The organism is Methylorubrum salsuginis, assembly GCF_900114375.1.
Taxonomy (GTDB): Bacteria; Pseudomonadota; Alphaproteobacteria; order Rhizobiales; family Beijerinckiaceae; genus Methylobacterium; species Methylobacterium salsuginis.
The window spans coordinates 97941-121288 of record NZ_FOSV01000001.1 but is presented as its reverse complement, the minus strand read 5'-3'; the positions used below and the strand labels follow the sequence as shown (position 1 = coordinate 121288).

Below are 23348 nucleotides of genomic sequence, written 5' to 3'. Positions count from 1 at the left end.
TCGTTCACGTCCTTCAAAACCATTCCTGATGCATCGCCCGCAGGAAGGTGGCGTTCCGGATTGGATATCCGGACATCTCGCCGATTACTGCGTCGATGCCGCACCGGGGACACAGAGCGGTCGAGCTCTTGTCGATCCACTCCATGATTTCATCCGGCGCGAAGATTTCCAGGCAATAGAAGCAGCCGCAGAGCGGGCTGCTCCTCACCTCATCCCCGTGCCACACGCTGTGCCGGTGGGCTGCGCGCAGCACGTCCGGGTCGTAGCCCTCGATCAGCCTACCGAGCCTTCGAGGCTGATCGAGATCAGCTTCTGGGCCTCCACGGCGAACTCCATCGGCAGCTGCTGGAGCACGTCGCGGACGAAGCCGTTGACGATGAGCGCGGTCGCCTCCTCCTCGGAGAGGCCGCGCTGCAGGCAGTAGAATTTTTGATCTTCCGAGATCTTGGACGTCGTCGCTTCATGCTCGAAGACGGCCGAGGCGTTCTTCGACTCGATGTAGGGCACGGTGTGCGCCCCGCACTGGTCGCCGATCAGCAGCGAGTCGCAGTTGGTGAAGTTGCGGGCGCCCTTGGCCTTCTTGTGGGCCGAGACGAGGCCGCGATAGGTGTTCTGCGAGCGGCCGGCGGAAATCCCCTTCGAGATGATCCGGCTGGTGGTGTTCTTGCCCAGATGGATCATCTTGGTGCCGGAATCGACCTGCTGCATGCCGTTCGACACCGCGATCGAGTAGAACTCGCCGCGGGAATCGTCACCGCGCAGGATGCAGGACGGATACTTCCACGTGATCGCCGAGCCGGTCTCGACCTGCGTCCACGAGATCTTCGAGCGGGCGCCGCGGCAATCGCCGCGCTTCGTCACGAAATTGTAGATGCCGCCCCGGCCCTCGTTGTCGCCGGGGTACCAGTTCTGGACGGTCGAGTACTTGATCTCGGCGTCCTCCAGCGCCACCAGCTCGACCACCGCGGCGTGGAGCTGGTTGTCGTCGCGCTTCGGGGCGGTGCAGCCCTCGAGATACGAGACGTAAGAACCCTTGTCGGCGATGATGAGGGTCCGCTCGAACTGGCCGGTGTCGCGCTCGTTGATGCGGAAGTAGGTCGACAGCTCCATCGGGCAGCGCACGCCCGGCGGGATGTAGACGAACGAGCCGTCGGAGAAGACCGCCGAATTGAGCGTCGCGAAGAAGTTGTCGGTCACCGGCACGACCGAGCCGAGATACTTCTTCACGAGGTCCGGGTACTCGCGGATGGCCTCGGAGATCGGCATGAAGATCACGCCGGCCTTCTCGAGCTCCTTCTTGAAGGTGGTGGCGACGGAGACCGAGTCGAACACCGCGTCCACCGCGACGCGACGCTCGGGGGCGATGCCCTCCAGAGCCTCGACCTCACGCAACGGGATGCCGAGCTTCTCGTAGGTCTTGAGGATCTCGGGATCGATCTCGTCGAGCGATTCCGGGCCCTTCCGCTTCGGCGCGGCGTAGTAATAGATGTCGTTGTAATCGACCTTGTCGTACTCGACGCGCGCCCATTCCGGCTCCTTCATCGTGAGCCAGCGCTTGTAGGCGTCGAGGCGCCATTCCAGCATCCATTCGGGCTCGTTCTTGCGCGCCGAGATGAAGCGGATCACGTCCTCGGAGACGCCCTTCTCGGACTTCTCCATCTCGATGACGGTCTCGAACCCGTACTTGTACTGGTCGATGTCGATCGAACGGACCCGATCGATGGTCTCCTGCACAGCAGGCATTCAGCCTCTCCTGACCAACTCCGGTTTCAAGGACCGGGGGTTTCAACGACAATGATGGGCTTGGGCGGGCGGCGCTGAGCCTCGGCTCAGGCGGCCTGCCCTCGCCGTTGATATAGGGACGACACGACCCGTTCGAACCCCTCGAGGAAGCGTCGCAGGTCGGCGTCGTCCGAATTCCAGCCCAAACTCACGCGCAGCGCCCCTGCGGCCAGCGCAGGGCTCACGCCCATGGCGGCGAGCACCGGCGAGCGGGCGACCTTGCCCGAGGCGCAGGCCGAGCCCGAAGAGACGGCCACGCCCGCGAGATCGAGGGCGATCAGCGCGGTCGCCGCCTCCAGACCCGGCACGGAGAAGCTCAGGGTATTGGGCAGGCGCGAGGCGCCCTCGCCGAACACCACCGCGCCGGGGGCGAGCGCCCTTATCCGATTCTGAAGGGCATCGCGAAGGCCCGCGAGGCGCACGGCCTCGGCGTCGAGCGCCTTGCGGGCGATCTCGGCCGCCTCGCCCATTCCGACGATCCCGACAAGATTCTCGGTGCCGCAACGCAGCCGCGCCTCCTGGCCGCCGCCGCGCAGGAAGGCGGTCTCCAGCGTCACGCCCTCGGCCAGCACCAGGGCGCCGATGCCCTTGGGCGCGGCGAACTTGTGGCCCGACAGGGTCAGGGCATCGAGCCCGAGGGCGTCGAGGCCCACGGAGATCTTTCCGACCGCCTGCACCGCGTCGCTGTGGACCAGCGCCCGGCCATGGGCGCGGGCGAGGCGCACGATCTCGGCGAGCGGCTGCACTACGCCGGTCTCGTTGTTGGCCGCATGCACCGAAATCAGCACGGCTTCGTCGCGGCAGGCATCGAGCCGCGTGGCGAGCACGTCGAGGCAGAGCCGCCCGGCCGCGTCCACCGGCAGGACCTCGACCGCTTCTTGCGGAAAGCGGTGGCCCGCGGTGACGCAGGGATGCTCGGTCGCCGAGATCATCAGTCGGGTCGGCGCCGGGCAATCCCGGCGGCGCAGGGCCCCCGACAGGACGGCGTTGGCGGCCTCGGTGCCGCCGCTGGTGAAGACGACCCGCTCCGGCGCCGCGCCGACGAGGGCGGCAAGGCGCGCGCGCGCCTCCTGGAGCGCGTGGCGGGCGGCGCGGCCCTCGGCGTGGATCGAGGACGGGTTGCCCGGCAGGCTCAGCGCGCGCGCGACCGCCGCCGCCACCTCCGGCCGTGCCGGGGAGGTTGCGTTATGGTCGAGATAGCTGCGCCCTGCCCTATCCATTCGTCCTTGCCATCCGCTGCCTGAACTGTCCTTGCCGCTTGCCGCGTCTTCGATTTCCTTGATTTGTCCCCCCGTCCCCATGCTAAGGCGCCCGCAACGGCGCCTTCCTGACGGGGTCGAGGCTTCGAAATCCTCTTCTTTAGAATGATTCTAATTACCTAGAATTATTCTAAGACCGCTTTTAAGAGGCGCGCCGAGCGAGTCAAGGCAGGGTCGGCGCGTGCCGGCCCCCGAGACTGTGCCTTCGCCCGTGCCCGTCCGGCCTCCTCCGGACAGGCCTGGGAGTCACCTGAGGACACCATGCCCGAAGTCATCTTTTCCGGCCCCGCCGGCCGCCTCGAAGGCCGCTACCAGGCGCCCAAGAAGAAGGGCGCACCGATCGCCATCGTGCTGCACCCGCACCCCCAGTTCGGGGGTACGATGAACAATCAGATTGTGTACAATCTTTTCTACACCTTCGCCAATCGCGGCTTCGCAGCCCTGCGCTTCAATTTCCGCGGGGTCGGGCGCAGCCAGGGCGCGTTCGATCACGGCTCGGGCGAGCTGTCGGATGCGGCTGCGGCTTTGGACTGGGTGCAGTCGGTCAACCCGGAGGCGAAGTCCTGCTGGATCGCGGGCGTGTCGTTCGGCTCGTGGATCGGCATGCAGCTTCTGATGCGCCGCCCGGAGATCGAGGGCTTCATCTCGATCGCCGCCATGGCCAACCGCTACGACTTCACCTTCCTGGCGCCCTGTCCGTCTTCGGGCCTGTTCGTCCACGGCTCGGAGGACCGCGTGGCGCCGGCCCGCGAGGTGATCCCGGTGATCGAGAAGGTGAAGACGCAGAAGGGCGTCATCATCGAGCACCAGATGGTCGAGGGCGCCAACCACTTCTTCGACGGCAAGGTCGATGAGCTGACCCAGACGGTGGACACCTATCTGGACAAGCGGCTGGGCGGGAAGACCGAGGCGGCCTGAGGGTTCGTTCGAAACGCCGGCCCGGAAGGCGGTTCCCGCCTGTCGGGCCGGAGGCGATCAGCCCGCGATCCGCTGCTCCGGCATCGCCGGGCGCTCGCGCGAGGCGGCCCAGTCGCGCCGGACGGTCCGGGGCGAGGCGGCGTGGTGGTGCGGGTGCGTCGGCGCCATCTCGGTGGGGACGAGGATCGGGCGCGGCTCGGCCTCCATCACCTGCTGGACGGTGGGGGCGACGCTGCGCTCCATGAAGGCGCGCATCAGCGGCACGATCTCGGCGCGGAAGCGCGAGCCGTTGAAGATGCCGTAATGCCCCGCCCCCGGCTGGAGATGGTAGGCCTTGGCGCTCTCGGGCAGGTTCACCGCGAGGTCCAGAGCCGCCTTGGTCTGGCCGATGCCGGTGATGTCGTCCTTCTCGCCCTCGATCGCCATCAGGTGACAGCGGCGGATCGCACCGAGATCGACCCGCTCGCCGCGATGCCGGAACACGCCGCGGGGCAGCTCGTGGTCGATGAAGACGCGCTGGATCGTCTCGAGGTAGAACTCGGCGGTGAGGTCCATCACGGCGAGATACTCGTCGTAGAAGGCGCGGTGCCGGGCGGCCGAGTCGCCGTCGCCGCGCACGAGATGGTCGAACATCGCGTGGTGCGCGTCCGCGTGGCGCTGCAGGTTCATGCCCATGAAGCCGGCGAGCTGCAGGAAGCCCGGATAGACCGCGCGGCCCGCCCCGGGATAGCCCGGCGGCACGGAGTGGATGCAGTTCCGCTCGAACCAGGCAAACCCCTTCTCGGCGGCGAGCGCGTTGACCGCGGTCGGCGAGCGGCGGGTGTCGATCGGGCCGCCGATCACGGTGGCCGAGCGCGGCACCAGCGGGTTGTGCTCCGCCTCCATGCGGGCGATGGCGGCGAGCACCGGCACCGAGGGCTGGCACACCGCGGCGACATGGAGATCGGGCCCGAGCGCCTCGAACAGCTGGATGCAGGTGTCGACATAGTCGTCGAGACCGAAGCGGCCGTCGCTGAGCGGCACCTGCCGGGCGTCCATCCAATCGGTGATGACGACCTGATGGGTGGGCAGGAAGCCCTCCACCGTGCCGCGCAGCAGCGTGGCGTAGTGGCCCGACATCGGTGCGACGATCAGCAGTTTCGGGCGCGCGGCGAGTTCCGGACCCGGCTCGCCGAAGGCGATGGCGCGGCAGAACGGGTTTTTCCAGACGATGCGCTCGGGCACGCCGAGATCGAATGCGGGCTTGGCGTAGACGCGGGTGGCGCGCTCGAACATCTCGCAGGAGGCGGCGACGGTGCGGCTCTGCGGGGCGTAGGCGAGCGGGTTGAACGGATTCTCGCAGGCGATTCTGGTGGCCTCGGCGGCCAGGCGCATCGGCGCAAGCCACAGATGTCCGGCCTCGTAGAGAGGATACAGCAAGCGAGCACTCCCCGGAGCAGCTCGCAGACCCAAGCTGTCCTTATCTTCAGGTGGTGGGGGATTAAACTCACATGCCTGCAGGAAGTTTCATTTGATGACGCGTGGGCTGGGGACGATCGGATTTATTGTGCAGCGCGGTAGGGCCGGGCCAAAGGCAGGTTTGAGCGTCTGCGCCCTCTCCTCCAACCTTCACGGCCGTCATTCCGGGTTCGCCTCCGGCGCCCTGGAATGACGGTGTGGAGGAAAAAAGACCTCAGGCGCTGGCCTGCGTGACGAACTTCGTCACCAGATACGCCTCGATCGCCTCCGAGCCGCCCTCGCTGCCGTAGCCGGATTCCTTGACGCCGCCGAACGGCGTCTCGGGGAGCGCGATGCCGTGGTGGTTGATCGAGACCATCCCGGCTTCGACGCCGGCGCCGACGCGGGTCGCGCGGGTGGCGGAGCGGGTATAGGCGTAGGCCGCCAGGCCGAAGGGCAGACGGTTGGCCTCCGACAGCGCCTCGTCGTCGGTGGAGAAGCGCCGGATCGCGGCGATGGGGCCGAACGGCTCCTCGTTCATGATGCGGGCGTCGAGCGGCACGTCGGTGAAGACGGTCGGCTCGAAGAAGTGGCCGCGGTTGCCGATGCGCTTGCCGCCCGTGGCGAGGCGCGCGCCCTTGGCCTCGGCATCGGCCACGAAGGCCTCCATCGCCTCGACCCTTCGGCCGTGGACCAGCGGCCCCATCCCGGTCTCGGGATCGAGCCCGTCGCCGACGACGAGGGCCTTGGAGGCCGCCACGAAGCCGTCGACGAAGCGGTCGTAAACGCGCTCCTGCACGAGGAAGCGGGTGGGCGCGACGCAGACTTGGCCGGCATTGCGGTACTTGTTGGCCGAGAGCACGCGCACCGCCTGATCCACGTCGGCGTCGTCGAAGACGATCGCGGGGGCGTGGCCGCCGAGTTCCATCGTTGCCCGCTTCATGTGGCGGCCGGCGAGTGCCGCGAGTTCCTTGCCCACCGGGGTCGAGCCGGTGAAGGTGATCTTGCGGATGACCGGATGCGGGATGAGGTGGCCGGAGATCGCCGCCGGATCGCCGTAGACGAGGGAGAGCGCCTCAGGCGGCACGCCCGCATCGAGGAAGGCGCGGACCAATTCGGCGCAGGAGGCCGGCGTATCCTCGGGGCCCTTCAGCACCACCGAACAGCCGGTGCAGAGCGCGGCCGAGATTTTTCGCACCGCCTGATTGATCGGGAAGTTCCAGGGCGTGAAGGCCGCGACCGGGCCGACCGGCTCGCGGGTGACGATCTGCAAGACGCCCTCCGCGCGGGCCGGGATGACCCGGCCGTAGGCGCGCCGGCCCTCTTCGGCGAACCACTCGATGATGTCGGCGGCGACCCCGGTCTCGATGCGGGATTCCGCCAGCGGCTTGCCCTGCTCGCGGGTCATGGTGTGGGCGATCGCCTCCGTGCGCTCGCGCATCAGGGAGGCGGCCCGGCGCAGCACCTTTCCGCGCTCGAACGCGGAGACCTTGCGCCATGCAGCAAAACCCCGCTCGGCGGCGGCGAGCGCCGCGTCGAGGTCGTCCCGCGTCGCCACCGCGACCCGGCCGATGCTCTCGCCGGTGGCGGGATTGAGGATCGGCAGGCTCTCACCCCCGCCGCCCCCGCGCCACCGGCCGGCAATGTGCAGCGAAACGTCGAGATCCATGAGGCCGTCTCCTCGGGCAGGAACGGCCCTTATCTAGGCGAGCCGCCCCGGCTTGGGGACCGGGGACGGTGGGAGGCTGCAATTACGAACCATCAAGCCGCCGCGCGGCCGGCCTCCGGCAGTCCCACCACGGCGCGAAACCCCCGGCGGGCGCGCAGCGTGCCGCCCTTGGGCACCACCTGCCAGCCGTCGCGGCAGCCGTCGATCGGCTCGGAGACGACGGTGAGGCCGCGCTCGCTCTCGCGGAAATAGAGGCTCGGCGGGCGCCCGTCGCAGGCCCAGCGGAAGGCGGTGAGGCTGTCGCCGTCGGTCAGCACCGCGGTGAAGCGGAAGGCCTCCGTGATCCGGGCGGCCTGCATCAGGTCGCGGACGGTGGCACAGGTCGCCTCCATGGCACCGACCGGATCGGCCTCCAGCCCGTTGGCCAGCGCCAGCAGGAAGATCGCCTCGGAATCGGTGGTGCCGCGGCGGGTGTCGTAGAGGTCGTCGGGGATCAGCGCCTCCAGGCGCCGCTTGATCCGGTGATAGCCGCCGATCTGGCCGTTATGCATGAACAGGTGGCGGCCATGGGCGAAGGGATGGCAGTTCGCCCGCGTCGTCGCCGTGCCGGTCGCCGCCCGCACATGGGCGAAGAACGTCTTGGCCCGCACCTGCCGGCACAGGTTGACGAGGTTGTCGTCCGACCAGGCCGGGCAGACGTCGCGATAGAGGCCGGGCTCGGCGTGCTCGCCGTACCAGCCGATGCCGAAGCCGTCGCCGTTGGTCTCCGTCTTCGCCTCGGCCGCGTGGAGCGACTGATGCACCAGCGAATGCGTCGGTGCGCAGACGAGCTCGTTCAGGAAGACAGGCTCACCGAGATAGGCGAGGAATCGGCACATGGCGGGACAGCGGCCTCCTTTGCCTCCTGGCTCCGGCTAAGCAAGACTCGGTCCGAACGGAGCGGTCCGCGTCACCGGACTGTTACAATCTGCTCCCTTGCGTGAACAGGCCGTTAAGAAAGATCATTGCGGCGGTGGGACGCCGGGATGCGATCGGTCCCTGAACCATTCATCCGCGCACCTGTTGTCGCAAGGCAACCCGCTTGGAAACCGTTCGGCAACCATCGTCGACCCGCGTCGCGTTCCGCCCTCCGGCGCGACTCTGCCGCGCCGGCCCTTCGTCACCCGAGGAGACCCCATGCCCCAAGATGCATCCGTCGCCCCATCCGACTGTCCCGTCGCGCTCGTCGTCGAGGACGACGAGGCCGCCCGCGATCTCGCCGCGGCGCTGATCGAGGAGACCGACCTCGACGTGATCGCCTGTTCGAGCGCGGAGGACGCGCTGGCGGTGCTGGAGCGGGACGACGTGACGGTGGCGATGGTGATCGCCGACACGCATCTGTCGGGGAAGATGGACGGGGCCGAACTGGCCCGCACGGTCGGGGACCGCTGGCCGCAGGTGCGGCTCGTGGTGACCTCCGAGGGCGCGGCGCGCGCCGACCTGCCGCCGCGAGCCGTCTACATGAGCAAGCCCTGGCTGCCCCTCGACCTGCTGCGGCAGGCCGAGCGCGCCACCCTCACGGCCCGGGCGGCCTGACGCTTCGGACACGAAAAAGGCCCCGCCGACGGCGGGGCCTTTTTCGTGTCGCGTCGAGAGCATCGGCTTTTTCCGAAGGCCGGTTCCCACCGTTCGGACCGATGCTCTCGAACCGGCCGGGGCCGGCGAAAAGCTTAGGACGCGGCGGCGGGCGTCGCGGCGGGAGCGGCGGCCGGCTGCTGCGAGAAGCTCGGAGCGCCGGGACGACGCGGGCCGCCGGTGCGGGGCTTCGGCTTCGGCGCGGCGATCAGGCCCTCGCGGATCGCGGTCTTGCGGGCCTGCTTGCGGGCGCGGCGGACGGCCTCGGCCTTCTCGCGAGCCTTGCGCACGGACGGCTTCTCGTAGGCCTTGCGCTGCTTCATCTCGCGGAAGATGCCTTCGCGCTGCATCTTCTTCTTGAGGACGCGAAGCGCCTGATCGACGTTGTTATCGCGGACGAGTACCTGCAACGGAATCAACCCCTGAGTTCTGCTGTTTCGGACCGCGCCGGCCTCAGATTCCCGGCTGAACCGGGAAAAAGCCGTCAGGCGCCCCGGTCCCCGGTTTCCTTCCGGGGGAGGCGTCGCGACGGCGGCCGAGTCGGCGCGAATGAATTGCACCTGGGCGCGCGACTTACACGAAGCCGGCTCCGGTTGGAAGTGCGCGCGGAAGACAAGGCCTCCCGAAAGTTTTTCCCCACGCGGATTTTGCGCTTCCGTGGGGGACCCGCCCGAGCGCCGAGGCCCACCGCCGTCGTTCCGGGTTCCGCTGCGCGGCCCCGGAACGACGGCGGTGGAGGATTTCGAAGGCCGTTCGGCCCCCGCCTCACGCGTGCGCGGCGATGAAGTTGCGCACGAGCGGGTAGGTCTGGCTCTCCCACTTGCGGCCGGAAAACACGCCGTAATGGCCGACCCCCGCCTGGAGGTGGTGGCTCTTCATGTGCGGCGGCAGGCCCGAGCAGAGGTCGTGCGCCGCCATGGTCTGGCCGACCGCGCAGATGTCGTCGCGCTCGCCCTCGACCGTCATCAGGGCGGTGCGGCGGATCGCGCCCATGTCGATCCGCTCGCCGCGATAGGTCAGCTCGTTGCGCGCCAGCGTGTAGTCCTGGAACACGGTCTTGACCGTCTCGAGGTAGAACTCGGCGGCCAGATCCAGCACGGCGAAATACTCGTCGTAGAAGGCCTCGACGGCGCGCGCCTTCTCGGTCTCGCCGTCGACGTAGTGCCAGAACAGGTTGGTGTGCGCGTCCTGATGGCGCTGGGCGTTCATCGCCACGAAGGCCGTCACCTGCATGTAGCCCGGATAGACCCGCCGGCCCGCGCCCTTGTGGCGGCCCGAGACGGTGGCGATCAGGTTGTCCTCGAACCACTCGATCGGCTTCGAGGTGGCAAGCTGGTTCACCGAGGTCGGGCTGATGCGGCAATCGACGGGCCCGGCCATCAGCGTCATGCTGCGGGGCTGGGCCGGGTTCCTGGTGTGGGCCATCACGGCGGTGGCGGCGAGCGCCTGCACCGCGGGCTGGCACACCGCCATGAGGTGGGCGCCCTCGCCGATCGCCTCCATGAAGCGCACGACGTGATCGACGTAGTCGTCGAAGCCGAAGCGCCCCTCCGAGAGCGGCACGTCGCGGGCGTTGTGCCAGTCGGTGATGTAGACGTCGTGGTCGGGCAGCAGCGTGCGCACGGTGCCGCGCAGGAGCGTGGCGAAGTGGCCCGAGAGGGGGGCGAGCAGCAGCACCTTGGGCTGGGCGGTGTCGATGTCCTTGCGGAAGCGCAGGAGCGTGCCGAAGGGCGTAGCCAGCACCGGCTCCTCGATCACCGGCACCTCGCGGTTGCCGACCGTCACCGTGTTGATGCCGTAGGCGGGGCGGACGAAGGTGAGCCCGGCGCGCATCATCATCCGGGCGCCCGCGGACCACCATTTGGCGTTATGATGCCAGGGCGTGCGCAGCCAGGGCGCGGCGGCGTCGTGGAGGAGACTCCCCCACTGGCGCGTCTGCCGGGCGATGTCCGACTGGACATCGAAGGCTTGATACAGCATCGGGTCACACTCCCCAGCACGAACGTCCCGATGCCCGGCGTCGTCCGTGGCACTTTTCAAGTCGCGGCCGCTGCCCTCACGCCGCGATGTCGGACGGTCCAGGCTAAGCCGTTCGTAAAACCGCGCAACCGACCAAAAGTACACAGATGCAGCCTGTGGCGTGGATGCATCACATCGGGCGGACGGCTTCCGGGAGAACGTCCGTTCCTCGTTTCGCACGAGTGGCTTGAGCCGGGCTTGCGCCGGGCCGTGCGTCCGGCCCGCACCGTCCCTGGCAAACGGCTTGCCAAGTTCTTCGTCGAGCATCTTGCCAAGCATCCGGCACAAGTCTTGGATCGCCCCCGCCGGGACGAAGCGGGGGAACACCATGGCCGAGGCGACGCTCACGATCTCCAGCCGGAATTATAGTTCTTGGTCGCTGCGCGGCTGGCTGCTGTGCCGGATGGCCGGGCTCGATCTCGCCGTGGAGCTGCTGCCCGGCACCGACGCCTCGACGCGGGCCGAACTGCTCCACCTCTCGCCGTCCTTCCTCGTGCCGCGGCTCGATCATGGCGGCATCGCGGTCTGGGACGCGCTCGCCATCGCCGAATATCTCAACGAGATCAGGCCCGAGGCCGGGCTCCTGCCGGAGGCGCCGTCGGAGCGCGCCCGCTGCCGCTCGGTCTGCGCGGAGATGCATGGCGGCTTCATCAACCTGCGCTCGGCCCTGCCGATGAACCTGCGCAGCCTGCATCGCGGCTTCAAGATCTTCAACGGCGCCAAGGGCGACATCGAGCGCATCTGCGCGATCTTCGAGGATTGCCTGTCGCGCTCGGGCGGGCCGTTCCTGTTCGGCGCCCGGCCGACCATGGCGGACGCGATGTACGCCCCCGTCTGCACGCGTTTCCGCACCTACGACGTCGCCCTGCCCTTCACCGCCGCGACCTACCGCGACACGATTCTCGGCTGGGATCTGCTCAACGAATGGGCAGCCCTGGCCGAAGAAGAGCCGGACGAGATCGAGGAACTCGACATGGAGTTCTGAGGGGCGATCCGAGGGGCCTAAAAGAAACGTCCCGGATCTCGGATCCGGGACGTGTCGCTCATGTCTCGCGCCGCACGGACCTTTTCTCGAAGGCCGGCATCCATCTGTCGAGCCGGGGCCCTACCCCTCGTTCCCCAGGCACCACGCCAGGATTCCCTTCTGGGCGTGGAGCCGGTTCTCGGCCTCGTCGAACACCACCGATTGCGGGCCGTCGATCACCTCGGCCGTCACCTCCTCGCCGCGGTGAGCCGGCAGGCAGTGCAGGAAGATCGCGTCCTTGGCGGCATGCGCCATCAGGGCGGAATCGACCCGGTAGGGCGAGAGCAGGTTGTGGCGGAAATGCTCGTCGTCGTCGCCCATCGAGACCCAGCAATCGGTCACGACGGCGTCCGCGCCTTTCACTGCCTCGAAGGCGTCCTTGGTGGCGTGAACCCGCGCGCCCTCGCGCTCGGCCCAGGCGACGAGCGCCGGCGGCATCGCCAGCTCGTCCGGGGCGGCGACGGTGAGGGTGAAATCGAATCGGGCGGCGGCGTGGACCCAGCTCGCCAGCACGTTGTTGGCGTCGCCCGACCACGCGATGGTGCGGCCCTTGATCGGCCCGCGATGCTCCTCGAAGGTCATGATGTCGGCCATGATCTGGCAGGGATGCGAGACCTTGGTCAGCGCGTTGATCACCGGCACCTCGGCGTGTTCGGCGAGCTCCAGCATCAGGGCATGGTCGAGGGTGCGGATCACGATGGCGTCGACGAAGCGCGACAGCACGCGCGCGGTGTCGGCCACCGTCTCGCCGCGGCCGAGCTGCATCTCCTTGCCGGTCAGCATCAGGGTGTCGCCGCCGAGTTCGCGCATGCCGACGTCGAACGAGACGCGGGTGCGGGTGGACGGCCGGTCGAACACCATGGCCAGCATCTTGCCGGTGAGCGGGCGCTCGGTTGCCTGCCGGCCCTTCACCCGCGCGCGTTTGATGGCCGCGCCGGAATCGAGGATGCCGCGCAGGGTCTCGGCGGAGAAATCCTTGAGGTCGAGGAAGTGGCGAACTGCGGGTCCGCTGCCGTTCAGGGTCGTGCTCATTGAATCTTCGCTTCGCGAGGCGGCCGGGGGCCCTCGAGTCGCCGCTCAAGGCGTCTCGAGGGAAAAGCCCGTTAGGCCGCGCCGCGCATCTGCGCCTCCAGATCGGTCGCCGCGGCCTCGAGCCGGGCCACGGCCTCGTCCACTTCCGCCTCGCCGACGATGAGCGGCGGCAAGAGGCGGATCACGTTGTCGCCCGCCGGAATCACCAGGAGGTGCCGCGCGCGGGCGGCGGCCGCGAACTCGGTGTTCGGCAGGTTGAGCTTCAGGCCGCGCATCAGGCCCTGGCCGCGCAGCTCGGCGAAGACGTGCGGATGGCGGTCGATGAGGCCGGCGAGCTTCTGCGTCAGCAGCAGCCCCATCCGCTCGACATGCGCCAGGAAGCCCTCGCCCAGGACCACGTCGAGCACGGCGTTGCCCACCGCCATGGCGAGCGGGTTGCCGCCGAAGGTGGTGCCGTGGGTGCCCGCCGTCATGCCGCGGGCGGCGTCCGCGGTCGCGAGGCAGACGCCGAGCGGGAAGCCGCCGCCGATGCCCTTGGCCGCGCTCATGATGTCCGGGGTCACGCCCGACCATTCATGCGCGAAGAACTTGCCGGTGCGCCCGACGCCGGTCTGGACCTCGTCCATGATGAGGAGGAGGCCGTGCGCGTCGCACAGCGCGCGGAGCCGCCGCAGGGTCTCGCCGGGGATCAGCCGCAGGCCGCCTTCCCCCTGGATCGGCTCGATCATCAGGGCGGCGGTTTCGGGCCCGATCACGGCCTCCAGAGCCTCGAAGTCGCCGACCGGCACCTGATCGAAGCCCTCGACCTTGGGGCCGAAGCCGTCGATGTATTTCTGCTGCCCGCCCGCCGCGATGGTGGCGAGCGTGCGCCCGTGGAAGGCGCCCTCGAAGGTGACGATGCGGTAGCGCTCCGGATGGCCGCCGGCCGCGTGGTACTTGCGCGCCATCTTGATGGCGGCCTCGTTCGCCTCGGCACCGGAATTGGCGAAGAAGGCCACGTCCGCGAAGGTCGCGTCCACGAGCCGCCGGCCAAGCCGCTCGCCCTCGGGGATCTGGAACAGGTTCGAGGTGTGCCAGAGTTTTTGCGCCTGGTGGGTCAGCGCTTCGACGAGGTGCGGATGCGCGTGGCCGAGGGCGTTGACCGCGATGCCGGCCCCGAAATCGAGATATCGCTCGCCGCCCTCCGTCACGAGCCAAGCGCCCTCGCCGCGCTCGAAGGCGAGCGGCGCGCGGGCATAGGTCGGCAGCAGGGCGGAGGTCGCGGTCATCCGGCTTCCTCTGAGAGGACTTCCCAAACGAAAGTGCCGCCTCGGGGCGCGGGCGGCACGGTCGCGATTACACTGGAAAAGGGGGTAACCGCAACGTCGCGGAGCGGCGGTTGTGTCTTGACAGTGTCCTTTGCCGGCTCAGTCGTGACGCGGTCGATCAGGCGCTGCGCAGCCGGGCCATGGCGGTCGGCGAGCGGCCCGTCACCTTGCGGAAGGTGCGGCCCATGCGGCGCGCGTCGGGAAAGCCCGAGCGGGCCGCCGCCTCGCTGAGCGAGACCGTGCCGGAGCGGATCAGCGATTGCGCGAGCGCCACGCGCTCGCGCAGTACGTATTGGTAGGGCGTCACCCCGAACGAGCCCTTGAAGGCGCGCACGAAATAGCCCTCGGAGAGATCCACGGCCCGCGCCATCTCGCCGAGCGTCAGCGGCGTGCCGATCCGCGCGGCGACGAGCTCGCGGATGCGGGCCGCTTGGCGTCGGGTCAGCGTCGCGCTGCGGCGGGCCGGCGCGGCCGGCAGCGCCCCGGAGGCGCGCAGGACCGCGAGGCCGACGCTGTCGAGCAGCAGCGTGTCCGTGGGGCTCCCCTCCTCCGCTTGGCGGCCGAGGGCGGCGAGCAGATGGAACACCGTCATCCGCTCGGTCAGGTCGCAGGCGGTCGAAGGGACGGGAATGTCGGTGAGCGGCGTTTCGGTCATCCGCTCGACCGCGCCGGGGGAAAAGGCGATGTAGCGGGCGCGGTACCGCCCGCTCCAGCGGGTGCGGCCGGCATAGCCCGGACCGCGCAGGACGAAGGTCTCGCCCGACCATTCCTCGGTCGCCTCGCCCTCCGCATCGCCGGAGAAGGTCAGCCGGGTCCAGGGCTCGCCGTGCCACGTGCCGACCAGGAGGCCGCCGACCTGATGCGTGCTGTGCCCGGGTGCGCCGTAGGCGTAGTCGATGAAGGTCAACCCTTCGACGCCGCCGGCCTCGATCCGCCCGAACACCCGGTCGGGCGGTGCGCTCACCTCTCCCTGCACGCATCCGTTGGCGAAGGGCACGCCCATCGTTCGCATCGCTCCCGAATGTCGGCGCCGACGGGCGCGTCGAGAGGCCCCGGCGTTCTTCGATCAACGTCGCGGTGCCCGTTCACGGTCGGGCACCCATCTCTCCGGTCTCCTGCGGGCCGGCCGGCCACGCTTTCGATGACAGGCAACGGAAGCGCGCGGTTCGCTGTTCCGCCGCCGATGCCGCTCGCCGGAAGCGGCATAGGCCCGCCCGCGCAGCGGGTCTGGTCGCGCTGCGCGGGCGGGCCGGGTCTGACCCGTCAGGTCTTAGAGAAGGCCGCCGGCGGCACCGAGCACCTTGTCGAGCACGCCGCCCACGAGGCCGCCCACCTGATCGACCGTGCCGGACACCGCGCCCAGCTCCTGGCTGAGGTCGACCTCGAGGCCGAGGCCCAGGGACAGCCCGCCGCCGACCTGATCCAGCTCCGCAGCGTCGAGCTCACGGATGGTGTCAATGTTCTGCTGCATGGTTTTCTCCTGCGTGTCGCACGATACTGAGAAAGACGTTCTGTATTTCTGTCTTCCCATGGAATAAGAGCGGCGCTGTGCGCTGCTCTGCTATGGAAGGTACGGATATTGTTTCGGGAGGCAACCCTTGCCGCAGCCGATACCTGCCCCATACGGCTCTGGATCGGGATCGGTGGTCACATTTTGCCCTTCGCCCGCCGCGACCGGGGAGGGTGGCTCCGCTCGGACCGCATTGACGAAATGTCGCGGCGCGCGCGCCGAGGGATCAAAAATTGACCTAGGGGCTGAAGCCGGTGCCGATGCCACGAGGGTAAGGTCTAATCGTTTGAAGAATATGGGGTTTACCGGGATAATGCGACAGAACAACGCAGGTTCGGAGTGCCGAATCGCTGCCGAGGGAGGCCTCCGGTGACCAAGCCCCTGTTCCGTCGCGAGGTCGCCGAAGCCCGGCGCAGCGCGTGGCTCGGCGAGGCGCAGATCGTCCAGCCGCTGCCGGTACGGATCGTCGTCCGTCTCTGCCTCGGCTTCGTTGCGGCGGTCGCGCTGTACGTGTGGCTCGGCACTTATACCCGCCGCGTTCACGCCGACGGCCTGCTGGCGCCGGATGTCGGCCTCATCACAGTCGCGAGCCCGCTCGCAGGCCGGGTCAGCGCCTCGGGCGTGAAGGAGGGCGAGCGGGTCGAGCGCGGCCAGCTCCTCTTCACCATCGACCTCGACGCGGTCTCGGCCAGCGGCCCGACCCAGGAGCGGGTGATCGCTCAGCTCGCCCGCCAGCGCGACAGCGTCGAGCGCCAGCGCGCCGCTCGCGCCGCCATGGCCGAGGCCGAGAAGCGGGGGCTCACGGAGCAGATCGCCAACCTGGAGGAGCAGGGCGCGCGCGTCGCCGAGCAGGTCGAGCTCCAGGAGAAGCTGGTTCCCCCGCTCAAGACCCGCGCCCAGGAACTCGCCGACGCCGTCGCCAAGGGCTTCGCCCGCGCCGCCGACTTCCAGAGCCAGAACTACCTCTATCTCCAGGCGACCTCGCAGCTCGCCCAGTTCCGCCAGAACGGCTTGCAGGTGGCGGGCAAGCTCGGCGACCTGAAGGCCAAGCTCGCGACCTACGACGAGACGCTCGCCCGCGACCTCGCCGAACTCGACCGCACCGCGGCGCAGCTCGAACAGCAGCGGGCCGAGAGCGAGGCGCGCCGGGCCATCGAGGTGCGCGCCCCGGAGCGCGGCATCCTCACCTCGATCCGGGCGCAGGCCGGGCAGACGGTGGCGGCGGGCGCGAGCCTGCTGACGCTGCTGCCGAGCGAGGGGCGATTGCAGGCCAACCTCTACGTCGATTCCTCGGCCATCGGCTTCATCGAACCGGGCGCCACCGTGATGCTGCGCTACGCCGCCTTCCCGTTCCAGCGCTTCGGCCTCTACGGCGGCCGCGTCACCGAGGTGACCCGCGCGCCGCTGGAGGACGGCAACGCCGCCCCCGATGCGGCGAGAGACCCCTCGAAGAAGGCCGGCGGTGGCGTCTACCGCATCGTCGTGCGGCCGGATGCCGACAGCGTCACGGCCTATGGCGAGAAGCGGCGGCTGGAGGCCGGGATGCGGGTCGAGGCCGACATCGCGCTGGAAAAGCGCCCGCTCTACCGCTGGCTCCTCGACCCCATCACCCACGTCAAGCGCAGCGTCGATCTCGTGACGGACGGAGGCATCCGATGAGCCTGATCGCCGACCTCAAGTTCGGCTTCGGTCGCCGCCTGCCCGTCCTGCTCCAGGCCGAGGCCGCCGAATGCGGCATGGCGTGTCTGGCCATGGTGCTGGGCTATCACGGCCGCGCGGTCGATCTCGGCACGATGCGGGCCCGTCATGCCCTCTCGCTCAAGGGCATGACGCTCAGAAACCTCATCGACCTGTCGGGCACGATGGGCCTTTCGGCCCGCGCGCTCCGGGTCGAACTCGACGATCTCGGGCGGCTTCGCACCCCGTGCATCCTGCACTGGGGCCTCAACCATTTCGTCGTGCTGGCGGAGGTGCGCCGCAAGGACATCGTCATCCACGACCCCGCCCGGGGCCGCCGAACCTTGAGTCTGGTGGAAGCCTCCCGCGAGTTCACCGGGGTGGCGCTCGAGGTCCAGCCGAACCAGAGCTTCGTGCGGGAGAAGGCCGAGCGCCGCTTCGGCATCCCCGACCTGTTCCGGGGATTGGCCGGCATCCGCGGGGCGATGGCGCAGATCCTGGCGCTCTCGCTCGGCATCGAACTCGTCTCGATCCTGATGCCGATCGCCTCGCAGATCGTCATCGACGAGGTCATCGTGAACGGCGACCGCGACCTGCTGCTCGTCGTCGGCCTCGGGCTCGCCCTCCTGCTGCTCCTGCAACTGGGACTGGGCGTCACCCGCACCTGGGCGATCATGCTGACGGGCTCGAAGCTGAACTACCAATGGTCGGGCTCGCTGTTCGACCACCTGTCGCGGCTGCCGCTCGACTATTTCCAGAAGCGGCACGTCGGCGACGTGATCTCCCGCTTCGGCTCGCTCGCCACGATCCAGAAGGGGCTCACCACCGACCTCGTCCAGGCGGCCCTCGACGGCATCATGTCGGTCGGCATGCTGATCATGCTGTTCGTGTATGGCGGCTGGCTGGCGCTCGTGGCGCTCGCCTCCACCGCGCTCACCGTGGGGCTGCGCGTCATTGCCTACAAGGCGTATCGCGAGGGCACCGAGGAGGCGCTCGTCGCGGAAGCCCGCCAGCAGAGCCACTTCATCGAGACCGTGCGCGGCATGGCGAGCGTGAAGCTCCTGAACCTGCGCGAGCGCCGCCGCGGCGTGTGGATGAACCAGTTCGTCCAGGCGCTGAACGCCCGGCTGCGGCTGCAACGGCTCGACCTCGTGTTCGGGCGCGGCAACGAGTTCCTGTTCGGCACCGACCGACTCCTGCTGCTCGTGCTGGGCGCGGGCGCCGTCATCGACCAGCGGATGTCGCTCGGCATGCTGGTGGCCTTCCTGGCCTATCGCGACCAGTTCTCGACCCGCATCGGCAACCTGATGCAGGCGGGCTTCCAGCTGCGCATGCTCAACGTCCAGACCGACCGGCTGGCCGACATCGTCATGACCGAGCCGGAGGAGAGTTTTTCCGCGCTGCCGGCTGCCCCGGAGGCCGCTCCCCCCGCCGCCCCGGCGCTGGTCGGCGGCGAAGTGCGCGGCGCGGCCTTAAGGGCGGCGGGCCTGTCGCTGCGCTACGGCGCCGACGAGCCCTGGGTGTTTCGCAACCTGAGCCTCGCCGTCCCGGCCGGATCGAGTCTCGCCATCACCGGCCCCTCGGGCTGCGGCAAGAGCAGCGTGATGCGGGTGATGATGGGATTGATCGCGCCCACCGAGGGCGCGGTGCTGGTCGATGGCCGCGACATCCGGGCCGGCGGGGCGGCGGCCTATCGCTCCCGCATCGCCGGGGTGATGCAGGACGACGGGCTGTTCGCCGGCTCGATCGCCGAGAACATCGCCTGCTTCGACGAGCGCCCCGATCCCGGCTGGATCCGCGAATGTGCGGCCCGTGCCGCGATCCTGGAGGACATCGCCCGCACGCCGATGGGCTTCGAGACGCTGGTCGGCGACATGGGCTCGACGCTGTCCGGCGGCCAGCGCCAGCGGGTGATCCTGGCCCGCGCCCTCTACCGGCGCCCCGAGATCCTGTTCCTCGACGAGGCGACGAGCGCGCTCGACGAACCCACCGAGGCGGTCATCGCCGCCGCCCTCCGCGACCTCAGGATGACCCGCGTCATCGTCGCCCACCGGCCCGCGACCGTGGCGCACGCCGATTTGCGCTACGATTTTTCGGCGAGCCGGGAGGCGGCGGAGGCAGCGCGAGAGGACGCCTCTCTCCCGGCAGCCGGATGAGGCGTTCTCCTCCCCTTTGTGGGGAGGGGAAGCGGCCCCCTTGCGCCCTGCCCTGCCCCCGTGCTGAGACGCCGGCCACGAACCGAAGCGGGAGATGCATGGCGATGAACTCGGTCAAGGAACGCCTGGAGGCCCTCGGGCTCACCCTGCCGAAGGCGGCGGCGCCGGTCGCGAACTACGTGCCGTTCGTGCGCTCGGGCAACCTCGTGATCGTCTCCGGCCAGATCTGCTTCGGGCCCGACGGCAAGCTGTCCGAGGCCCACAAGGGCAAGCTCGGCGCCGAGGTCTCGAACGAGGCCGGGATCGAGGCGGCCAAGCTCTGCGCCCTCAACGTGCTGGCCCAGATCGAGGCGGCGGTGGGCGATCTCGACCGCGGCGTCGTGCAATGCGTCCGGCTCGGCGGCTTCATCAACGCCGTGCCGAGCTTCGCCGCGCTGGCGCCGATCATGAACGGCGCCTCCGACCTGATGGTCGCGGTGCTGGGCGACAAGGGCCGCCACGCCCGCTCGACGGTGGGTGTGGCCGAACTTCCCCTCGACGCCGCGGTCGAGGTCGAGGCGATGTTCGAGGTCGCGTGAGCCGCGCCCTCAACGCGCCGGACTGGCTGACCGCGCGGCCGATCGCCCATCGCGGGCTGCACGACCGTGCGGCCGGCGTGCCCGAGAACACCCTCGCGGCGGCGGAAGCCGCGGCGAGTGCGGGCTACGCCATCGAGTGCGACGTGCAGATCAGCGCCGACGGCGAGGCGATGGTGTTTCACGACGCGACCCTGGGGCGGCTGACGGGCGCGGAGGGGGCCGTCGAGGCGACGAGCGCGGCGGATCTCGGCGGGCTGACGATCTTCGGGACGGCCGAGCGCGTCCCGACGCTCGCCGAATTCCTGCGCCATGTCGGCGGGCGGGTGCCGGTGGTGGTCGAGATCAAGAGCCGCTTCGACGGCGACCGCCGCCTCACCCGCCGCACCGCCGAGGTGGTGGCCGGGTTCTCGGCGCCGATCGCGCTCAAATCCTTCGATCCGGGCATCGTCGGCACCCTGGCCGCGATCGCGCCGACCGTGCCGCGCGGCATCGTCGCCGAGGCGAGCCAGGACGATCCCGAATACGAGCGGCTGAGCCCGTCGCTGCGCACCGCCCTCTCGGGTCTGCTCCATCTCGACGAGAGTCGGCCCGACTTCCTGTCCTGGCGCGTCGGCGACCTGCCGGGGCCGGTGCCCTATCTCTGCCGCCGCCTAGGCGGCATGCCGGTGATGACCTGGACCGTCCGCACGCCCGAGCAGCGGGCGTTGGCGCAGGCCCATGCCGACCAGATGGTGTTCGAGGGCTTCCGCCCCTGACGGAGGGCTGCGCAACCATACCTGTGTTAAGATCGCGGGGCCGGACAGGAGCCGGCGGTTGCGACCGAGGGACAGGGACGAGATGGCGTCGATCGACGAGATCGCGGCCACGCTGCGCAGCGTGGCGACGGCCGGCATGAAGCCGAAGGACTTGCTGGGCGCCGTGCGCGAGCGGCATCCCGAGGCGAGCAAGAAGGAGGTCGTGCGCGCCGCCTTCTACGCGCTGATCGAGGGCCATCAGGAGCCGACACCGGCTCGGGCGCACGACCTCCACGCCTTCGCAATCCACGAGCGCGCCACCGACGAGGAGGCGCCGATCAGGCGGCGCAAGCTCCGCAAGAAGGCGGCGCCCGCCCCCGAAGCCGCGAGCGTCGAGCCGCCGGTCTTCTGAAATCCCGGCTCAGGCCGCCCGCACGGTGTCGAGGAAGCGGGCGACCTCGGCGCCGAGCTGCTCGGACTGGCGCGACAGCTCGGTGGCCGAGGCGAGCACTTGGCTCGCGGCGGCCCCCGTGTCGTCGGCCGCGGCGGCGACGCCCGCGATGGTCGCCGTCACCGCGCCGGCGCCGGTCGCGGCCTGGGCCACGTTGCGGACGATCTCCTGCGTCGCCGCGCCCTGCTCCTCCACCGCCGCGGCGATGCCGGTGGCGACGCCGCTGATCTCGCGGATCCGGCCCGCGATCCCGTCGATGGCCGTCACCGCCTGACCGGTCGAGGTCTGGATGCGACCGATCTGGCCGGTGATCTCTTCGGTGGCCCGCGCCGTCTGGTTCGCCAATTCCTTGACTTCCGCGGCGACGACCGCGAAGCCGCGCCCCGCCTCCCCGGCGCGGGCCGCCTCGATGGTGGCGTTGAGGGCCAGAAGATTGGTCTGGCCGGCGATGGTGGCGATCATCGCCACCACGTCGCCGATGCGGGCGGCCGCATCCGACAGGTCGCGCACGAGGATCGCGGTCTGCCCGGCTTCGCCGACGGCGGCTTGCGCGAGCGCGGCCGAGCCGTCGACCTGTCGTCCGATCTCCTGCACCGAGGCGCCGAGTTCCTCCGCCGCCACGGCCACGGTGCCGACATTGGTCGCCGCCTCGTCCGCGGAGGCTGCGACCGAGCCGGACTGGGCCGCGGTCTGGGCGGCGGTGGCGGTCATCGCTTTCGCGGTCGCCTGCAACTCGGTCGCCGCCGCCGAGACGCCGCCGATCACGCCGCCCACCGTCCGCTCGAACGCGTCCGCCAACTCGCGGGCCGCCGCCTTGCGCTGGGCCTCGATCCCGGCGCGGGCGAGCCCGGCTTCCTCTTCGAGGGCGCGGGCGCGGATCAGATTGTCCTTGAACACCTGCACGGCGGCCGACATCGCGCCGATCTCGTCGCGCCGGCCCCGGCCCGGCACGTCGAGGGTGGCATCGCCCGCGGCCAGCCGGCCCATCGCTTCGGTCATCCCCTCGATCGGCCGCGAGATGCCGAGCCAGCCGAACAGCGCGGCCAGGAGCGCGGCCAGCAGCGTCACCGCCATGGCGACCCAGGCGGTCGTGGCAGCGGAGGCCGCACTCCCGACGGTGTGCTCGACGCTGTCCTTGGCGCTGCGCTTGTTCAGGGCGAGATTCTCCTGCAGCGTCTTGGTGGCGGTCTGGGCCAGCGCGAGCGTGTCGGCGCTGGCGAGCAGGGTCAGCGCCTCGTCCTTCCGCCCGGCCTGCATCAGCCCGATGATCTCTTCCAGCCGCGCGCTGTAGGTCGCCCAGGTGGCGGAGAAGCGCTCGTAGATCGCCCGCTCCTCCGGCGAGGAAATCAGCGGCTCGTAGGCCTTGCGCAGATCGGCCAGCGCCTTCTGACTGACCCGCACGCTCTTCTCGTTGGCGGCGAGCAGCTCCGGCGTGTCCGAAGTGGCGACGTAGCGATAGGATTTCACCCGCTCGTCGCGGGTCGCCGTGCTGATGTCGCCCAGCAGCCCGACCGAGGGCAGCCAGTCGGTGGCGATCTCCCGCACCTCTCGGTCGATCGTCGCCAGCTTCACGATGCTGAGCCCGCCCTGAACGGCCGCAACGACGGCGAGCAGGCTGAACGAGCCGGCGAGGGCCGCTTTGAGAGAGATGCGCATGCTGTCGTCCGGTCGAGTCGGGGGCGTTTCCGTGACCGAACTAACAATTCGAGCGTTAATTTTTCGTCGCGGATGCGTCGATGATAGTCATCGCTCCTTGAGTGGTCGGGTGAACGCACGTCACGCCGCCGTGATCGGCGTGAGCGTGGAGTGAAGAAGCGATCATCCGCTAAAATTATGACAGAACGACTTCAGGCGTCTTGCGTATTTTGCCTGCCGTCTCAGGTGAACGTGCCCGCCGGCCTCAGCGCTTCGCCGGCCCCTCCGGCGAATTATCCCCTTCGGTCTTCGCCTCGGGCGAGCCCAGAAACTCGGCCAGATGCCGCTTCCACAGGGAGGCGTAGCGCAGCGACGGATGTCCGTGGGTCTCGGGCGATGGCGCCGTTCATCCCGTCGAGCCGGGCCGGGCTCGGCCCGACATCCCAAACGTCGCAGCGGTGAATCCGGGATCGGCGTCGTATGCCGCGTCCTCGATTCCGAGCTTGGCCCCTGCGCGCGATGCCAGAATCTCATGGTTCGTCCCGG

General features: G+C 69.5%; 21 protein-coding genes. 8 read left to right on the top strand and 13 right to left on the bottom strand.

What is annotated here, in order from left to right; all coding sequences use genetic code 11:
• Positions 1–13 precede the first annotated feature (13 nt).
• The 3 genes from BM140_RS00555 to BM140_RS00545 all read right to left on the bottom strand — a co-directional run bounded on the left by BM140_RS00555 (position 14) and on the right by BM140_RS00545 (position 3002).
• Positions 14–253 carry a cytoplasmic protein gene (locus BM140_RS00555; protein ID WP_091940917.1) on the bottom strand — a complete coding sequence of 80 codons (240 nt, stop codon included), beginning with the start codon at positions 251–253 and terminating at the stop codon, positions 14–16.
• Positions 254–273: 20 nt separating this feature from the next.
• Entirely contained in the window at positions 274–1743 is a 1470-nt protein-coding gene (gene sufB, locus BM140_RS00550; RefSeq protein ID WP_091940916.1) for a Fe-S cluster assembly protein SufB, read from the bottom strand.
• Positions 1744–1829: 86 nt separating this feature from the next.
• Positions 1830–3002, bottom strand: a complete 1173-nt coding sequence (locus BM140_RS00545; RefSeq protein WP_091940914.1) for a cysteine desulfurase family protein — start codon at positions 3000–3002, stop codon at positions 1830–1832.
• 300 nt (positions 3003–3302) lie between these two features.
• On the opposite strand from BM140_RS00545, the gene BM140_RS00540 reads away from it, so the two are divergent.
• On the top strand, positions 3303–3959 hold the full coding sequence (locus BM140_RS00540; protein WP_056237741.1) for an alpha/beta hydrolase: 657 nt from the start codon (positions 3303–3305) through the stop codon (positions 3957–3959).
• Positions 3960–4016: 57 nt separating this feature from the next.
• Here the strand turns inward: BM140_RS00540 and BM140_RS00535 are convergent, their stop codons facing one another.
• The 3 genes from BM140_RS00535 to BM140_RS00525 form a co-directional block, all read right to left on the bottom strand.
• Positions 4017–5378 (bottom strand): polyhydroxyalkanoate depolymerase, encoded by a 1362-nt coding sequence (locus tag BM140_RS00535; protein ID WP_091940912.1) that lies wholly within the window; start codon positions 5376–5378, stop codon positions 4017–4019.
• Positions 5379–5631: 253 nt separating this feature from the next.
• Positions 5632–7065 carry an NAD-dependent succinate-semialdehyde dehydrogenase gene (locus BM140_RS00530; RefSeq protein ID WP_091940910.1) on the bottom strand — a complete coding sequence of 478 codons (1434 nt, stop codon included), beginning with the start codon at positions 7063–7065 and terminating at the stop codon, positions 5632–5634.
• A 92-nt stretch (positions 7066–7157) separates the two neighbouring features.
• Positions 7158–7943, bottom strand: a complete 786-nt coding sequence (locus BM140_RS00525; RefSeq protein ID WP_091940908.1) for a class II glutamine amidotransferase — start codon at positions 7941–7943, stop codon at positions 7158–7160.
• A 298-nt stretch (positions 7944–8241) separates the two neighbouring features.
• Between BM140_RS00525 and BM140_RS00520 the strand changes: the two genes are divergently transcribed.
• Positions 8242–8640 carry a response regulator gene (locus BM140_RS00520; RefSeq protein WP_091940906.1) on the top strand — a complete coding sequence of 133 codons (399 nt, stop codon included), beginning with the start codon at positions 8242–8244 and terminating at the stop codon, positions 8638–8640.
• Positions 8641–8774: 134 nt separating this feature from the next.
• Here the strand turns inward: BM140_RS00520 and rpsU are convergent, their stop codons facing one another.
• Positions 8775–9089 carry a 30S ribosomal protein S21 gene (gene rpsU, locus BM140_RS00515; protein ID WP_091940904.1) on the bottom strand — a complete coding sequence of 105 codons (315 nt, stop codon included), beginning with the start codon at positions 9087–9089 and terminating at the stop codon, positions 8775–8777.
• A 355-nt stretch (positions 9090–9444) separates the two neighbouring features.
• Complete coding sequence (locus BM140_RS00510; RefSeq protein WP_091940902.1) at positions 9445–10659, bottom strand: polyhydroxyalkanoate depolymerase; 1215 nt, start codon at positions 10657–10659, stop codon at positions 9445–9447.
• A 367-nt stretch (positions 10660–11026) separates the two neighbouring features.
• On the opposite strand from BM140_RS00510, the gene BM140_RS00505 reads away from it, so the two are divergent.
• Positions 11027–11683: a glutathione S-transferase family protein gene (locus BM140_RS00505; protein WP_091940900.1), complete on the top strand. Its 657-nt coding sequence runs from the start codon at positions 11027–11029 to the stop codon at positions 11681–11683.
• A 120-nt stretch (positions 11684–11803) separates the two neighbouring features.
• On the opposite strand, the gene argF is transcribed toward BM140_RS00505, so the two are convergent.
• The 4 genes from argF to BM140_RS00485 form a co-directional block, all read right to left on the bottom strand.
• On the bottom strand, positions 11804–12754 hold the full coding sequence (argF, locus tag BM140_RS00500; RefSeq protein ID WP_091940898.1) for an ornithine carbamoyltransferase: 951 nt from the start codon (positions 12752–12754) through the stop codon (positions 11804–11806).
• Positions 12755–12825: 71 nt separating this feature from the next.
• Positions 12826–14022, bottom strand: coding sequence for an aspartate aminotransferase family protein (locus BM140_RS00495; RefSeq protein WP_091940896.1), 1197 nt, complete (start codon positions 14020–14022; stop codon positions 12826–12828).
• 157 nt (positions 14023–14179) lie between these two features.
• Entirely contained in the window at positions 14180–15064 is an 885-nt protein-coding gene (locus BM140_RS00490) for a helix-turn-helix domain-containing protein (protein WP_091940894.1), read from the bottom strand.
• 267 nt (positions 15065–15331) lie between these two features.
• Complete coding sequence (locus tag BM140_RS00485) at positions 15332–15532, bottom strand: hypothetical protein (protein WP_091940892.1); 201 nt, start codon at positions 15530–15532, stop codon at positions 15332–15334.
• Between the two features lie 408 nt (positions 15533–15940).
• On the opposite strand from BM140_RS00485, the gene BM140_RS00480 reads away from it, so the two are divergent.
• The 5 genes from BM140_RS00480 (at position 15941) to BM140_RS00460 (ending at position 21128) form a co-directional block, all read left to right on the top strand.
• A complete protein-coding gene (locus BM140_RS00480; RefSeq protein WP_091940890.1) occupies positions 15941–17230 on the top strand; it encodes an HlyD family secretion protein in 1290 nt (429 codons plus the stop codon).
• A complete protein-coding gene (locus BM140_RS00475) occupies positions 17227–19404 on the top strand; it encodes a peptidase domain-containing ABC transporter (protein WP_091940888.1) in 2178 nt (725 codons plus the stop codon). Before BM140_RS00480 ends, BM140_RS00475 begins: the two co-directional genes overlap by 4 nt.
• A 104-nt stretch (positions 19405–19508) precedes the next feature.
• On the top strand, positions 19509–19982 hold the full coding sequence (locus BM140_RS00470; RefSeq protein ID WP_091941680.1) for a RidA family protein: 474 nt from the start codon (positions 19509–19511) through the stop codon (positions 19980–19982).
• Positions 19979–20737 carry a glycerophosphodiester phosphodiesterase family protein gene (locus tag BM140_RS00465; protein ID WP_091940886.1) on the top strand — a complete coding sequence of 253 codons (759 nt, stop codon included), beginning with the start codon at positions 19979–19981 and terminating at the stop codon, positions 20735–20737. The genes BM140_RS00470 and BM140_RS00465 overlap by 4 nt, the downstream gene beginning before the upstream one ends.
• 82 nt (positions 20738–20819) lie before the next feature.
• Positions 20820–21128, top strand: coding sequence for a hypothetical protein (locus BM140_RS00460; protein WP_244535224.1), 309 nt, complete (start codon positions 20820–20822; stop codon positions 21126–21128).
• A gap of 9 nt (positions 21129–21137) precedes the next feature.
• On the opposite strand, the gene BM140_RS00455 is transcribed toward BM140_RS00460, so the two are convergent.
• A complete protein-coding gene (locus tag BM140_RS00455) occupies positions 21138–22823 on the bottom strand; it encodes a methyl-accepting chemotaxis protein (RefSeq protein WP_091940884.1) in 1686 nt (561 codons plus the stop codon).
• Positions 22824–23348 lie beyond the last annotated feature (525 nt).